Origin of the sequence: Gilvimarinus chinensis DSM 19667, assembly GCF_000377745.1 — a bacterium.
Taxonomy (GTDB): domain Bacteria; phylum Pseudomonadota; class Gammaproteobacteria; order Pseudomonadales; family Cellvibrionaceae; genus Gilvimarinus; species Gilvimarinus chinensis.
In genome coordinates this window covers 64,920-79,226 of the sequence record NZ_KB898709.1, presented here as the reverse complement: position 1 = coordinate 79,226, position 14,307 = coordinate 64,920, and the positions used below count along the sequence as shown (strand labels likewise).

13 protein-coding genes are annotated in these 14,307 nt (G+C 54.8%); 10 read left to right on the top strand and 3 right to left on the bottom strand.

Going from position 1 to position 14,307, the window contains the following annotated elements; genetic code table 11:
* Window positions 1-36: 36 nt before the first annotated feature.
* Entirely contained in the window at window positions 37-726 is a 690-nt protein-coding gene (locus tag D568_RS0111890; RefSeq protein ID WP_020209826.1) for an alpha/beta hydrolase, read from the top strand.
* Window positions 727-742: 16 nt separating this feature from the next.
* Here D568_RS0111890 and D568_RS20050 read toward each other — a convergent pair whose 3' ends face one another.
* The 3 genes from D568_RS20050 to queG all read right to left on the bottom strand — a co-directional run bounded on the left by D568_RS20050 (window position 743) and on the right by queG (window position 4,033).
* A complete protein-coding gene (locus D568_RS20050; RefSeq protein ID WP_020209825.1) occupies window positions 743-952 on the bottom strand; it encodes a DUF3622 domain-containing protein in 210 nt (69 codons plus the stop codon).
* A 264-nt stretch (window positions 953-1,216) separates the two neighbouring features.
* Entirely contained in the window at window positions 1,217-2,671 is a 1,455-nt protein-coding gene (gene gnd / locus D568_RS0111880) for a decarboxylating NADP(+)-dependent phosphogluconate dehydrogenase (protein WP_020209824.1), read from the bottom strand.
* Between the two features lie 246 nt (window positions 2,672-2,917).
* On the bottom strand, window positions 2,918-4,033 hold the full coding sequence (gene queG, locus D568_RS0111875) for a tRNA epoxyqueuosine(34) reductase QueG (protein ID WP_020209823.1): 1,116 nt from the start codon (window positions 4,031-4,033) through the stop codon (window positions 2,918-2,920).
* 80 nt (window positions 4,034-4,113) lie between these two features.
* On the opposite strand from queG, the gene D568_RS0111870 reads away from it, so the two are divergent.
* The 9 genes from D568_RS0111870 (at window position 4,114) to hflC (ending at window position 14,239) form a co-directional block, all read left to right on the top strand.
* A complete protein-coding gene (locus tag D568_RS0111870) occupies window positions 4,114-5,595 on the top strand; it encodes a bifunctional ADP-dependent NAD(P)H-hydrate dehydratase/NAD(P)H-hydrate epimerase (protein WP_020209822.1) in 1,482 nt (493 codons plus the stop codon).
* A complete protein-coding gene (tsaE, locus tag D568_RS0111865) occupies window positions 5,588-6,070 on the top strand; it encodes a tRNA (adenosine(37)-N6)-threonylcarbamoyltransferase complex ATPase subunit type 1 TsaE (protein WP_020209821.1) in 483 nt (160 codons plus the stop codon). Before D568_RS0111870 ends, tsaE begins: the two co-directional genes overlap by 8 nt.
* A gap of 111 nt (window positions 6,071-6,181) precedes the next feature.
* Window positions 6,182-7,525 (top strand): N-acetylmuramoyl-L-alanine amidase, encoded by a 1,344-nt coding sequence (locus D568_RS0111860; RefSeq protein WP_020209820.1) that lies wholly within the window; start codon window positions 6,182-6,184, stop codon window positions 7,523-7,525.
* Window positions 7,526-7,535: 10 nt separating this feature from the next.
* Window positions 7,536-9,389, top strand: a complete 1,854-nt coding sequence (gene mutL, locus D568_RS0111855; protein WP_020209819.1) for a DNA mismatch repair endonuclease MutL — start codon at window positions 7,536-7,538, stop codon at window positions 9,387-9,389.
* 1 nt (window position 9,390) lies between these two features.
* A complete protein-coding gene (miaA, locus tag D568_RS0111850) occupies window positions 9,391-10,368 on the top strand; it encodes a tRNA (adenosine(37)-N6)-dimethylallyltransferase MiaA (RefSeq protein ID WP_020209818.1) in 978 nt (325 codons plus the stop codon).
* A 129-nt stretch (window positions 10,369-10,497) separates the two neighbouring features.
* Window positions 10,498-10,764: an RNA chaperone Hfq gene (hfq, locus tag D568_RS0111845; RefSeq protein ID WP_020209817.1), complete on the top strand. Its 267-nt coding sequence runs from the start codon at window positions 10,498-10,500 to the stop codon at window positions 10,762-10,764.
* A 17-nt stretch (window positions 10,765-10,781) separates the two neighbouring features.
* Window positions 10,782-12,107: a ribosome rescue GTPase HflX gene (hflX, locus tag D568_RS0111840; RefSeq protein WP_020209816.1), complete on the top strand. Its 1,326-nt coding sequence runs from the start codon at window positions 10,782-10,784 to the stop codon at window positions 12,105-12,107.
* Window positions 12,108-12,218: 111 nt separating this feature from the next.
* Window positions 12,219-13,364, top strand: coding sequence for an FtsH protease activity modulator HflK (hflK, locus tag D568_RS0111835; RefSeq protein WP_020209815.1), 1,146 nt, complete (start codon window positions 12,219-12,221; stop codon window positions 13,362-13,364).
* On the top strand, window positions 13,364-14,239 hold the full coding sequence (hflC, locus tag D568_RS0111830) for a protease modulator HflC (protein WP_020209814.1): 876 nt from the start codon (window positions 13,364-13,366) through the stop codon (window positions 14,237-14,239). The genes hflK and hflC overlap by 1 nt, the downstream gene beginning before the upstream one ends.
* Window positions 14,240-14,307 lie beyond the last annotated feature (68 nt).

The window sequence follows — 14,307 nt, the reverse complement described above, 5'->3', positions numbered from 1 at the left end:
GTTATTGGTCCGTACGATTATATTGAGTTTGAGAGTATGCTAAAAAATCCTTTTGCACAGCTCGGTTATTTAAAAGTTGATAGTTCAATGGCCGCTCCAAGCAATGCCTGTGTTATCTGGTTGCACGGCTTGGGCGCCAGTTGTAATGACTTTGCCAATTTATTGCCGGAGCTGACGCTTAACCCCGGGGCGCGTATTCGATTTATTTTTCCACAGGCTCCCACTATGCCAGTAACCGTTAACAATGGTTATGAAATGCCCGCGTGGTACGATCTTCTGAGTATGGATGTGGATCGGAAATTCAATGCTGAACACCTGATGCAGGCAAGTGAGGCCATCGGAAAAATAATTGATGAGCAAGTCGCCGCCGGAATCGACAGCGAGCGTATTTTAATCGCGGGCTTTTCTCAGGGTGGCGCTGTGGCCTACGACGTGGTTCTTAACAGCCATAAACCCCTGGCGGGTTTGATGGCGTTATCCACCTATTTCGCAACCGGTAATAACTGCGCTTTCACTGAAGCCAATAAAACAACGCCCATTTCTATTCAGCACGGTACGCAAGATGGTGTGGTGTTACCACAGTTGGCTGATCGGGCGGAATCTGTTCTGCGCGAGCAGGGCTATCGTTTTGAATCGCACCGTTACCCCATGGCCCACGAAGTATGTCGCGAGCAAATCGCCGATATCAGTCAGTTTATTAATCGCTGTTTGCCGCTGGTGGATTAATAGGCGTTCGCGTTCGTTACTGTTTGGCGCTCTGGCGGGCGCGCACATTGTCCAGAATGATTTTAAGCTCGGCTTCGGCCCATTGCGTGGCTTCGGCTTCGCTGGCAAAGCCGTCCTGAACCTTGCTGGTAACGGTTTTACGTGCGCTGGCGCGACGGGTTATTTCGGCGCGCCAATTGCCGCCGTTATCTGTTACCTGAACGTTGAATTTTTTGTTTTTACTCATGAAGAGTCCTGTGACGAGTAGTGTGCATTAAAAGTGAAAAGTAACTCAGGAAAGGTTTTTGGAAGCGAAGCCTTTGGGGTTGCCGGCATTATCCACGGCTTACATGGATAAGCAACGCTTTTTTCTGTGAGGGAACCGGAAGGTGGTTGGGGGCAGTCTACTATTGGTCGCTTTTTGATGCGTCGGTAGGCAATTTCAGAACGAAAAACGGGGAGCAAACTGCTCCCCGTTTTTTTATCAGCGAGGCTCAGCGTTAGCCATCACTTACACATCGTAAGTGGTAGACGCTGTATTACCGCCACGGCCGGTCCAGTTGGTGTGGAAAAACTCACCGCGTGGTTTGTCTAAGCGCTCGTAGGTGTGCGCGCCAAAATAATCGCGCTGCGCCTGCAGCAGGTTGGCGGGCAAACGCTCGGTGCGGTAGCCATCAAAGTAGTTAAGTGCAGCGGTCAGGCAGGGCACTGGCACACCGTTGGTGATGGCGGTGGCCGCCACGTTACGCCAGCCTTGTTGCGCGCTGGTAACAACGCCTTTGAAGTAGTCGTCCAGCAGCAAGTTGTTCAGCTCTGGGTTTTTGTCGAAGGCTGCTTTAATGTCGCCCAAGAAGGCCGAGCGGATAATACAGCCACCACGCCACATCAAGGCGATGCCGCCGTAGTTCAGGTTCCAGCCAAATTCTTTTGCCGCTTCGCGCATCAGGGTGTAGCCCTGAGCGTAAGAAACGATTTTGGCGGCCAGTACGGCTTGGCGCAGGTCTTCAATAAAGGCTTCTTTATCGCCGGTGAAGTTTTTCGCCGGGCCGCTCAGTACTTTAGACGCTTCAACGCGCTCGTCTTTCAGTGCAGAAATGCAGCGTGCGAATACCGATTCGGCGATCAGCGTGAGGGGGACACCAAAGTCCAGGGCGACAACGCCGGTCCATTTGCCGGTGCCTTTTTGTCCGGCAGTGTCGAGAATTTTCTCAACCAGTGGCTCGCCGTCTTCGTCTTTAAACGCCATGATGTCGCGGCTGATTTCTACCAGGTAGGAATCCAGTTCGGTTTTGTTCCAGGCGGCGAAGACTTCGTGAATTTCGTCGGCGCTCATGCCCAGCAGTTCTTTCATGATCTGGTAGGCTTCACACAACAGCTGCATGTCGCCGTATTCGATACCGTTGTGCACCATTTTCACGAAGTGGCCAGCGCCGTTTTCACCCACCCAGTCGCAGCAAGGGGTACCGCCTTCAACTTTGGCAGCGATGCCTTGGAAAATCGGTTTAACCGCTTCCCAGGCTTCGGGAGCGCCGCCGGGCATGATAGATGGGCCAGTTAATGCGCCTTCTTCACCACCGGATACGCCGGCACCGATAAAGTGAATGCCTTTTTCGCGCAGGTACTCTACGCGGCGGTTGGTGTCGGGGAAGTGGGTGTTGCCACCGTCAATGATAATGTCGCCTTGGTCCAGATGCGGGATCAGTTGCTCGATAAAAGCATCGACAGGCGCACCGGCTTTAACCATCAGCATAATTTTGCGAGGTTTTTCCAGTGAGTTCACCAGCTCTTCAATCGATTCGGCGCCGCGAATGTTTTTACCCTTCGCGCGGCCCTCAATAAAGTTGGTGACCTTGTCCACAGAACGGTTATACGCCGTTACTGTGAAGCCTTTGCTTTCCATGTTGAGGATAAGGTTCTCACCCATAACGGCGAGACCGACCAAACCGATATCAGACAGTGTTTTCATAGCAAACCGTACTTTTTGTCAGTGATTTGAGAGGAAGCTGTTTTTGGAGCTCGTGTAACCGATAATCACCGCGTCATTCTTTCTGGGCATTGGCGGTGTCCGGCTTCAGCGGGCGGGCATTGTACCCGAAACTGGGCTGTTTTGCGCGTGATAGGGTGATTTTTATTCTCAATTGGACCGATAGTGCTGCTTGTGAGCGTTAGCTTCTGACGGTGACGGTATGGCTTTGGTCGGTGCTGGGAAACCTTAGGCCGAGTTTTTGATTTTACGTTTACGCCGGCGCCCCGGCTGGGATTGTTTTTCCAATGCCCAAAGAATATGTTCGTCCACCAATTCACCATGGTGGCCCAGGCGTTGTTGTAAGGCGTCGATTATGTCCGGGCGGGTGGGGGCGTTGCCAAGGCCAACGGCTAAGTTACGCAACCAGCGCTCGTAACCAATGCGACGAATAGCCGAGCCTTCGGTGTTTTTTAAAAACTCTGCCTCGCTCCACTTGAAGAGGGTGAGCAGTTCGGAGCTCTCCAGCCCGTGGCGGGGTAAAAAGTCGGTCTCGCAGGTGGGTTTAGCGAACTTATTCCAAGGGCAGATGGCCTGGCAGTCGTCGCAGCCAAACACCCGGTTGCCCATGGGCTCGCGAAACTCCTCGGGGATGGCACCTTTTAACTCTATGGTCAGGTAAGAAATGCAGCGCCGCGCGTCCAGAGTGTAGGGTTCGGGGAAGGCGTCTGTGGGGCAGACTTTTAAGCAGGCCGTGCACTCGCCACAGCGGTTGGGCTGATCGCTTGTATCTACAGGCAGGGGCAGATAGGTGAACAGCTCACCCAGAAAAAACCAGCTGCCCGCGGTATCGTTGAGAATCAGTGTGTGTTTGCCGGTCCAGCCCAAACCCGCTTTATCGGCCAGCGGGCGCTCCATCACCGGCGCACTGTCAACGAATGGGCGCATTTGCTGTTGCTCGCTGGGCTTCAGTTCATCCGGTAGGGCGGCCTCAATTTTTTTTGCCAGTTGCGCCAGGCGCTTGCGGATCAGTTTGTGGTAGTCACGCCCGAGGGCGTAGCGCGAGATATAAGCTTTTTCCGGATTTTTAAGAATTTTGATTTGCTCGGTATCACCCGGTAAATAATCCATGCGCACAGAGATAACCCGCAACGTGCCCGGTAACAGCTCGGCGGGGCGCGATCGTTTGTTGCCGTGTTCGTCCAGCCATTGCATGTCTCCTTGGTAGCCTTTGGCCAGCCAGTCGTGCAGTTTTGCCTCTTGCGCGGATAACTCGGTATCGGTAATTCCCACCTGCTGGAAGCCCAGCTCGCGACCCCAGTGCTTAATGTCGCGAGCCAGTTGGTGAAAATCAAAGTTGCTCAAGCGTAACTCCGGTTGGGTGTGGTGGAATAAAGTCCTTATAATACGGCCCATTCTAACCCAGAGAGACACCGGAAGCTTTTATGACCGCCACTCGCTTGTACACCGCCGCACAGGTTCGCGCCCTCGATAACGCGTTTATCGCCACTGGGGTTCCAGCCACGCAGCTGATGAAACGCGCCGGGCGCGCCGCTTTTGAAGCGATACTGGCCCGTTGGCCCGAGCCTGAAGAGTTGACCATTTACTGTGGCAGCGGCAACAACGCCGGCGACGGCTTTGTGGTGGCGGCCCTGGCGGCGGCTAAGCGAATTCCGGTGAATGTGGTGTTGGTTGGCGATGTTGAAAAGCTCAGCGATGCTGCGCGCGCCGCTTACGAATACGCTCGCCAAGAAGGTGTGATTATGATGCCGCCGGGCCCGGCGCCCAGTACCGGCGTTGTTGTTGATGCCCTGCTGGGAACGGGCATCCGCGGAGATGTGCGCCCCGAGTATAGGCAGGCCATTGAGCAAATTAACGCCAGGGGCTTGCCCGTTGTGGCGCTGGATATTCCCTCTGGCGTCAGTGCCGATACCGGCTCTGAGTGCGGTGTGGCAATAAAAGCGCAGCTGACCATCAGCTTTATCGGCTTGAAGCGCGGTTTGCTCACCGGCCGTGGTCCGGCGTTAACTGGCGAGCTGGTGTTTGATGACCTGGGTGCTCCCGAGGCTATTTATAAAGAGGTGGAAGCATCGCTTTTGGCACCAGAGTACAGCGATCTGCGAGCGCTTTTGCCGGAACGCGAAGCGGATGCGCACAAAGGCAGCTTTGGTCACGTGATGGTAATTGGTGGCGATACCGGTCGCGGTGGCGCTGCGCTAATGGCCGCTGAGGCCGCCGCTCGCAGTGGCGCAGGGTTGGTCAGTTTAGCTACCCGGCCGGAACATGTCCCAGCGGCGTTGGCGCGCCGCCCTGAGGTGATGACTTGCGGCGTGATATCGGGGCAGGAACTTGAGCCTTGGTTAGCGCGCCCGAGTGTGTTGGTGGTGGGGCCGGGCTTGGGGGATTCGCCCTGGTCCGAGCAAATGCTGCAGCAGGCGCTGGCAACCGATCTGCCGCTGGTGCTAGACGCCGATGCGTTGAATTTGATTGCCGCGGGTAAGCTCTGGCCCGAGGGTAAAACTCGCGCCAACTGGATTTTAACGCCCCATCCGGGTGAAGCAGCGCGCCTGTTAAACACGGACACCGCAGCAGTGCAGGCAGATCGTTTTGCCGCGGCCGACTCTATTCAGCAGCGGTTTGGCGGAGCGGTCGTGTTAAAAGGAGCTGGGTCTTTGGTCGCAGCCGATGATGTGCCCTTGCAGTTAATCAGCGCTGGCAACCCCGGCATGGCCAGTGGTGGCATGGGCGATGTGCTCAGTGGTGTGCTCGGTGCTCTGATCGCGCAGGGCATGAGCGTGGCGAATGCGGCGGCACTGGGGGCCAGCTTACACGCCCACAGCGCCGACCTCGCCGCCGAGGAGCGCGGTCAAATCAGTCTGCTGGCAACCGATTTGCTCGATTACTTGGGGGCTTTGCTGGGTGATTGAGTGGACCACATTTTTAGCGGATGAGGTCGCCACTGTACGCGCAGGTAACGCGGTGGGTGCTGCCATGGCAAAAACGGACGGCCTGCTAACCGTGCATTTGCAGGGGGATCTGGGCGCGGGCAAAACCACTTTGACCCGTGGCGTTTTACAGCACTTTGGGCATTCAGGTGCGGTTAAAAGTCCAACGTATACCTTAGTTGAGGTTTATGAGCTGTCCGAGCGCACTGTGTATCACTTTGATCTCTATCGCTTAGGTGATCCGGAAGAGTTGGAGTACATGGGTATCCGGGATTATTTCAGCGGCAACAGCATCAGCCTGATCGAGTGGCCCAGTCGTGGGGAGGGTGTGCTGCCCACCCCGGATGTGGTTGCGACCCTTAAGGTGCAAGATGGTGGGCGAGTTGTTAAGCTAGAGGCCAGCTCTGATCTCGGTGCAGCGTTGGTTGAGCGGCTAACGGCGCAAACTCAACAGTAGCTGAGTCTTAAGTAGTCGAGCTTTTCGTCAGTGATTGAAACGCCCCGCGTTTTGTATTGACAATAACACAGTGATTTAACGATCTCTCAACGTAATGGTCCCCGTCCGAATATGGCCCCAGTCAGATTAAAAGCCCGTGTTGCGCTTATGCTGCTTGGCGCTGTTTTGTTAGTGAGTCAGGCCCATGCAGCTACCGACGTTGAGGGTGTACGCCTGTGGCGTGCGCCGGATCATACGCGCCTGGTGTTCGATTTATCCGCACCGGTTACCCACGATCTGTTTACCCTCGATGGTCCGGAAAGGGTTGTGATTGATGTCAGCAATGCACAGTTTAAAGCGGATATTGCCAAGTTAAATCTAAGTGAAACACCTATTAAGTCCATTCGTTACGCCCCTCGCAATGGTTCTGATTTACGCGTGGTGTTGGATTTGTCCGTCCGGGTAAAGCCCGATAGTTTTTTTCTGCAGCGCCAAGCCGGTGCGGGTGACCGTCTGGTGGTGGACTTAAAAGATGTAGTGCCCAGCAATGAAGGGCCGCCGCCGGTTACGGTGCCGGATGTAGAAACCAGCAAGCGCGATATTATTGTTGCGATAGATGCCGGTCACGGCGGCGAAGACCCGGGCGCCCTCGGCCCCAATGGTTTGCGCGAAAAAGACGTGGTGCTGTCCATTGCCAAAGCGATTGTCGATAAACTCAACGCCGAGCCCGGTTATACCGCAAAGTTGATTCGCACAGGTGATTACTACGTACCCTTGCGTGAGCGGCGCAATATTGCGCGGCGTATGCAGGCTGACTTGTTTATGTCGATTCACGCCGATGCCTTTACCAAACCCTCGGCCCGCGGCGCTTCCGTATTTGCGTTGTCGCGCTCTGGCGCCACCAGTGAAATGGCGCGCTTTTTGGCACAGCGTGAAAACGAGTCGGACTTAATCGGCGGGGTTGGCAGCGTAAGCCTGGAAGATAAAGACGAAGTCTTGGCGGGAGTGCTGGTGGACTTATCCATGACCGCCACCTTGGGGGCAAGCCTGCAAGTGGGCGACTATGTGCTTAAGTCCATGGGACAGATGGCGCATTTGCATAAGCGCCACGTTGAGCAGGCTGGTTTTGCGGTATTAAAGTCGCCGGATGTGCCCTCCATCTTGGTCGAAACCGGGTTTATTTCCAACCCCACCGAGGCCAAAAACCTTGGCAGCCGCAATTACCGGGTAAAGCTTGCCAGCCAGTTAGTGTCCGGAGTGAAACAATATTTTTACCAGTATCCGCCAGCGGGTAGTTATATCGCCTGGCAAAAACAAAACGGCGGTGGTGAAACTCAATACACCATCGGCAGCGGCGATACCTTGAGCGAGATTGCCAAGCGCTTTAACATCAGTGTCAGTCGCTTGCAGCAGCATAACGGCTTGGACAATCATGTCATTAAGGTCGGTCAGGTGCTGCGAATTCCAACCTCCTAAAGAAGTTTTCATGTCAAAAATCAAGCTGTTAAGCCCCCGTCTTGCCAACCAGATTGCGGCTGGTGAGGTGGTTGAACGTCCATCCTCGGTTATTAAAGAATTGCTGGAAAACAGTCTGGACGCCGGTGCGACACGCCTGGATGTCGAAGTAGAAGACGGCGGCGTGAAATTGATGCGAGTGCGCGACAATGGTTCGGGTATTGACCGGGAAGATTTGGCGCTGGCGTTATCGCGTCATGCCACCAGTAAAATTACCGATTTGGATGATTTAGAAGCGGTTGCGACCTTGGGGTTTCGCGGCGAAGCGCTGGCCAGTATCAGTTCGGTGGCTCGTTTAGCACTGACGAGCGCCACCGATGAAAACGGTGCAGGCTGGCAGGTAACCGCAGCCGGCCGAGATATGGAAACCGAGCTGGCGCCCGCGCCGCACCCTCAGGGTGCAACGGTTGAAGTGCGAGATTTGTTTTTTAATACCCCGGCGCGGCGCAAATTCTTACGCACCGAAAAAACCGAGTTCAATCATCTTGAAGATGTTGTTAAGCGCTTGGCTTTGTCACGTTACGATGTCTCGTTCAGCTTGCGCCACAATGGTCGGGCGATTCACAGCTGGCGCGGTGGCGCCAGTCAGGCCGAGCGCGAACGGCGTGTATCCCAAGTCTGTGGTCCGGCGTTTATGGATAACGCAGTGCATCTGGATATCGAGCGCGCGGGTTTGCGTTTGTGGGGGTGGGTAGCCCTGCCGACCTTTTCCCGCTCCCAGGCAGATTTGCAACATTTTTACGTCAATGGTCGCGCTATTCGCGACAAGCTGGTGAGTCACGCGGTGCGCCAGGCGTATCAAGATGTGCTGTACCACGGGCGTCATCCGGCGTTTGTCTTGTACCTGGAGGTTGACCCGGCGACAGTGGACGTTAATGTGCACCCCACCAAGCACGAAGTGCGCTTTCGCGATGGTCGCACCGTACACAATTTTATCTTCAGCTCGTTGCATCACGCCCTGGCAGAGGTGTCGCCCGGTGAGCGTTTGGAGCGTCAAACTCAGATGGCCAGGCCGCACAACGACGCGCCGGGGCAAATGTCACAGCAGGCTCCCATGCCTTTGGCGGGGGCAGCACGCCCCGCAGGCGATTGGCGACAAAACTATTTTCCGGCGGCCATGCAGGCTGCCGATGGTGAGACTACCAATAATGCCGTGGCGGAAGCCCCCACACCCGGCTATCGTCCGGCGGCAGCAAACCCGCAGCCGGTGATGGCTGATTTGTCTTCCGCCGAAGGGGAAATCCCGCCTTTAGGGTTTGCGATCGCGCAGCTAAAAGGCATTTATATTCTGGCGGAAAATGCACAGGGCCTGATTATTGTCGATATGCATGCGGCGCACGAGCGTATTACCTACGAGCGCATGAAAACCGCTTTTGCCGGTGGCAGTATTCAGGCGCAGCCGCTGCTGGTGCCGGTGACATTGGCCGTCAGTGAAAAAGAAGCGGCCTGCGCCGAAGAGCATCCGGATACCTTCGCTACGTTAGGGTTTGAATTGCAGCGCGCGGGACCGGAGTCGTTATTGATTCGTCAAATTCCTTCTATTTTGCACGGCGCTAAAGTGGATCAGCTGGTGCGCGATGTGTTGTCGGACATCATCGAACACGGCAGCAGTGAACGCTTAGCCCATCACGTGAATGAAATTCTATCGACAATGGCTTGCCACGGTTCTGTGCGCGCAAATCGCAAATTGACCATCGCGGAAATGAATGCTTTGCTGCGTGATATGGAGGCCACAGAACGCAGTGGCCAGTGTAACCATGGCCGCCCAACCTGGACCTTGCAATCGTTGGATGAGCTGGACAAGCTCTTTATGCGTGGACAGTGACATGACTTGCTCGAAGGCGAATAAAAAGCCGCCGGTTTTTTTCCTGATGGGGCCTACCGCCTCCGGCAAGACCAATCTCGCTCTGGAATTACACGAACAATTGCCGGTGGATTTAATCAGTGTGGATTCCACGTTGGTTTATCGCGGTATGGATATAGGTACCGCCAAACCGAGCGCGGCCGAACTGGCTCGGGCACCGCACCGCCTACTGGATATTCGTGACCCGGCAGAGCCCTATTCTGCCGCCGATTTTGTGACCGATGCTGAGCGGGAAATTGCCCGCAGTCACGCGGCGGGACGAACCCCGCTATTGGTGGGCGGCACTATGCTTTATTTTAAGGCGCTGCTAGACGGTTTGGCACCCATGCCTGCGGCCAACGCCGAGGTGCGCGAACGCATTGAGCGCGATGCCCGCGAACACGGCTGGCCCTATGTGCATCAGCAGCTGCAAAAGGTGGATCCCGAGTGCGCTGCCGAGATTCACCCCAATCACTCGCAGCGGTTGTCGCGGGCTTTGGAAGTCTATTTAAGCTCGGGGGAAACCATGACTGAGCTGCGTCGCCGCCAACAGCGCGAGCAGGGCCCGGCCTTTATCGAGCGCTTTAACGTGACTCAGCTCGCAATTGCGCCTCGTGATCGAAAAGTTCTGCACCATCGTATAGAACAGAGATTTCACTCAATGGTCGAACTGGGCCTGGTTGAAGAGGTGACTGCTCTATACCAGCGCGGGGATCTCAGTGAGGATCTTCCTGCCGTTCGCGCGGTTGGTTATCGTCAAATCTGGGATTACCTGGCCGGCCGGATCGATCTGGATGAGGCAGTAGAGCGCGGCATCATCGCTACGCGGCAGTTGGCTAAGCGGCAATTTACCTGGTTGAGAGGTTGGCAGGACTTAAATTGGGTTTTTACCGAAAATGAGGCCGGTATAGCGTTAAAAACAGAAGAAATTGTACGATATAGCTTGAATTACCTGCCATAGGGGGCCATATAATACAACTGTGAAATACCTAGTCAGTTTTTCATGCTTGTCATCGCCCCCTTTCGGGCCGAAATGCTTCCGGTTTTAGAAAGACTTAGGCGTACTTTTATTATCAAAAGGAGAAAAAAGATGTCAAAAGGGCATAGCTTACAAGACCCTTACTTGAATGTGCTGCGTAAAGAGCGTGTTCCGGTATCCATTTACTTGGTAAATGGTATTAAGCTGCAGGGCCAGGTCGAGTCTTTCGACCAGTTTGTGGTGCTGCTGAAAAACACTGTTAGTCAAATGGTTTATAAACACGCCATTTCTACTGTGGTTCCTTCGCGCGCTGTTCGCGTGCCACTGCTGAACCCTGCTGCTGAGGGCGAAGACGGTGGTGATGCTCAGGGCGAGTAATTCCACGAGGTAAGTCATTGTTTTTTGATCGACCCGATTCAGGTGAGCTGGCCGTGCTGGTTCATCTGGACCTTTCCAGTGGGCAAGAGCCCGAAGATCCCCGAGAATTTGAAGAACTCGTTTTGTCTGCCGGTGGCGACCCGGTGGCGTTTGTAGGTGGTCATCGCGATGCGCCTCACGCTAAATACTTTGTCGGCACGGGTAAGCTGCAGGAATTGCAGGCCTTGGTGGAAGAGCACCGGGCAGAACTTGTTATTTTTAATCACAACCTTAGCCCCTCCCAGGAGCGCAATCTGGAAAAGGCGCTCGAATGCCGGGTACTTGATCGCACCGGTCTGATTCTGGATATTTTCGCCCAGCGCGCGCGGACCTTTGAAGGTAAGTTGCAGGTAGAGTTGGCGCAGCTACGCCACATGTCTACCCGACTGGTGCGCGGATGGACCCACTTGGAGCGGCAAAAAGGTGGTATCGGTTTACGTGGGCCGGGTGAAACTCAGCTTGAAACCGACCGCCGGTTGCTGCGCGGGCGTATTTCCAATATTGAAAAACGCCTGTCTAAAGTGCGCACCCAGCGTGAGCAGGGCAGGCGGTCGCGGCAGCGCGCATCCATACCTACAGTGTCGCTGGTGGGCTACACCAATGCCGGCAAATCCACCCTGTTCAATCAGATTACCGGTGAAGATGTGTATGCTGAAGATCAGCTGTTCGCCACTCTTGACCCCACTATGCGTCGGGTGGAGCTGGACGATATCGGTGCCGTTATTCTGGCTGACACTGTAGGTTTTATCAGCCATCTACCGCACAAGTTGGTCGAAGCGTTCCGTGCCACCCTGGAAGAGGCGGCGAACGCCAACCTGCTCTTACACGTGATAGACGCCGCAGCCGACGAGCGCCTGCACTACATCGAGCAGGTGGACGAAGTTCTGGATGAAATTGGCGCGGGTGAGCTGCCTCAGTTGCGCGTATTCAATAAGATCGATTTGCTGAATATGGAGCCAAGGATTGACCGCGACGACGATGGCACGCCTGTAGCGGTATGGTTGTCGGCTCAGACGGGTGCCGGTGTTGAATTACTTTACCAAGCGGTGACGGAGCTGGTGGGTGAGGAGATGGTAGAAGGCGATCTGATACTGTCCCCGACCGATGGTCGATTGCGTGCCCGTCTGTTTGAACAGCACGCCATCAATGAAGAGACTTACCGCGAAGACGGCTGTAGCACGGCCACTGTGCGTATTCCACACAGTGATTTGATGCGTATTCTCAGTGGTTTGGGGCTACGCTTTGATCAGCTCAAGTGGGAAGGTGAGGCGCCAGTGGATCATCACGCAGCGGGCAACTTTTAGGTCTGAGTTTGGTGTAAAGCACTCGCAGCCAGTGCTAGAATTGCGCCAGCAAATTAACAGGCGAGCGCCGCCCGGCGCTCGCTCTACGTATAAATACAACGGAGTTAACCTATGGCCTGGAATGAACCGGGAGGCGGGGGTAAGGACCCCTGGGGCAATCGCAATAACGATGGCCCACCAGATTTAGACGAAGCCCTGAAAAAACTGCAGGAGAAACTCGGCGGCATTTTTGGCGGTAAATCTGGCGGCGGCGATGGCAGTGGCAACAGTGGCAAGGGTTTTGGCTCGTTACTGATTGGCGCTGGCGTTATTGCTGCGCTGTTGTATGCGTTCAGTGGTGTTTACCAGGTGGACGAAAAAGAGCGCGCCGTGGTGTTACAGCTGGGTGCCTTTAAAGAGATCAAGCAGCCGGGGCTGCGCTGGAATGCGCCGCTGATTACCGAAGTGTTTGTGGAAAACGTCACCGAGGAGCGTCAGTACCCTAGCCGCGGCTTAATGCTGACCGAAGACGAGAGCATCGTAGAACTGCCCATTACCGTGCAGTACAACGTTAACGATGTAAAAGCTTATGTATTGAATGTGCGTGACCCTGAAATCAGCCTGCGTCACGCCGCCGACTCTGCTTTGCGCCACGTGGTAGGTTCTACCGAATTAGAGCAGGTGCTGTCTGAAGGGCGCGGTAAGATTGCCGATGAAGTAGAAGTGCGTCTGCAGCAGTATCTGGACAGCTACGGTACCGGCATTTTGGTTCGCGATGTGAATATTCAGGAAGGTCGTCCACCGGAAGAGGTGCGCGCGGCGTTTGATGACGTGATCAAAGCGAAAGAGGATGAAGAGCGCCTGAAAAACGAAGCCCAAGCTTACGCCAATGCGGTAGTGCCGGCGGCCCGTGGTCGCGCTCAGCGTATGCTGGAAGAAGCCGAAGCTTATAAAGCTGAAGTCACTAGTCGTGCGGAAGGTGAGACCGAGCGCTTCTTGAATTTGCTGGCTGAGTACGAAAAGGCCCCTGAGGTGACCCGCGAGCGCTTGTACATTGAAGCGCTGGAAGAGGTGATGGGCTCTGCCTCTAAAGTGCTGGTAGATGTAGAGGGCGGCAATAACATGATGTATTTGCCTTTGGATAAGTTGATGTCAGCCTCTGAGAGCCAAAACCGCAGTGCAACCCTGACTCAAGATCAGCTGCGTCAGATTAGTGATTATGTGGCTCGCCAGCTGGGCCGCACCAACAACACCAGTAATTACCGGGAGGGTCGCTAATGTCTAACAAATCCTTTTTTGGGGTGGCGGTGCTGGCTCTGGTGGTTCTGGTTGCGGCTAACAGTCTTTATATTGTGTCCGAGTACGAGCGTGCCGTTGTCTTGCGCTTTGGTCGCCTGATTAACCCTGATGTAGCACCGGGCTTGCATGTAAAGATTCCATTTGCAGACAAATTGCGCAAATTCGACGGTCGTATTATGACCACCGATGCGCGCCCCGAGAGTTTTTACACCATCGAAAACAAGCGTTTGATCGTAGATTCCTACGCAAAATGGCGCATCGAAAATGTCGATGAGTACTACAAAGCTACCGGTGGTGATGAGGCGGTAGCCGCCAGTCGTTTGGCGAGCCGGGTGGCTGATGAGCTGCGTAACCAAATCGGTAGCCGCACCTTGCATGAAGTGGTGTCTGGCAAGCGAGATGAGTTAATGCACGAGCTGACCGTTAGCTTAAATCAGTCGGCCAATGAGTTGCTGGGTATTGATGTGCTTGATATCCGTGTTAAGCGTATTGACTTGCCTGACGATGTGAGCGAGTCGGTGTTCGACCGTATGTCCGCTGATCGTGAAAAAGAAGCGCGTGAGTACCGCTCTAAAGGTGCCGAGCAGGCGGAAGTGATCCGCGCCGATGCTGATCGTCAGGTGGCTGTGCTAGAGGCCAACGCTTATCGCGATGCTGAAAAAGTGCGCGGTGAAGGCGACGCCACCGCTGCTGCGACCTTTGCCGAGGCCTACAACCAGAACCGTGATTTTTACGCGTTTGTTCGTTCTTTAACGGCGTACAAGAAATCATTCGCCAACAAGGAAGACCTGATGGTGGTAGACCCTGAAAGCGATTTCTTCCGCTTCTTGAAGAACATAGACGGGCAAAAATAGGCGATTTTTCGCTCAACATTTGCCGTCCAAAGGTGGTAGAATCCCCCAGCCGGGCATAGGCCCGGCTT

What these genes read in the sequence shown, in the direction of transcription:
- hflK (WP_020209815.1), top strand. Translation starts at nt 12,219, where the DNA reads ATGGCCTGGAATGAACCGGGAGGCGGGGGTAAGGACCCCTGGGGCAAT.
- mutL (WP_020209819.1), top strand. Translation starts at nt 7,536, where the DNA reads ATGTCAAAAATCAAGCTGTTAAGCCCCCGTCTTGCCAACCAGATTGCG.
- hflC (WP_020209814.1), top strand. Translation starts at nt 13,364, where the DNA reads ATGTCTAACAAATCCTTTTTTGGGGTGGCGGTGCTGGCTCTGGTGGTT.
- D568_RS0111870 (WP_020209822.1), top strand. Translation starts at nt 4,114, where the DNA reads ATGACCGCCACTCGCTTGTACACCGCCGCACAGGTTCGCGCCCTCGAT.
- miaA (WP_020209818.1), top strand. Translation starts at nt 9,391, where the DNA reads ATGACTTGCTCGAAGGCGAATAAAAAGCCGCCGGTTTTTTTCCTGATG.
- hfq (WP_020209817.1), top strand. Translation starts at nt 10,498, where the DNA reads ATGTCAAAAGGGCATAGCTTACAAGACCCTTACTTGAATGTGCTGCGT.
- gnd (WP_020209824.1), bottom strand. Translation starts at nt 2,671, where the DNA reads ATGAAAACACTGTCTGATATCGGTTTGGTCGGTCTCGCCGTTATGGGT.
- D568_RS0111890 (WP_020209826.1), top strand. Translation starts at nt 37, where the DNA reads ATGCTAAAAAATCCTTTTGCACAGCTCGGTTATTTAAAAGTTGATAGT.
- D568_RS0111860 (WP_020209820.1), top strand. Translation starts at nt 6,182, where the DNA reads ATGGCCCCAGTCAGATTAAAAGCCCGTGTTGCGCTTATGCTGCTTGGC.
- D568_RS20050 (WP_020209825.1), bottom strand. Translation starts at nt 952, where the DNA reads ATGAGTAAAAACAAAAAATTCAACGTTCAGGTAACAGATAACGGCGGC.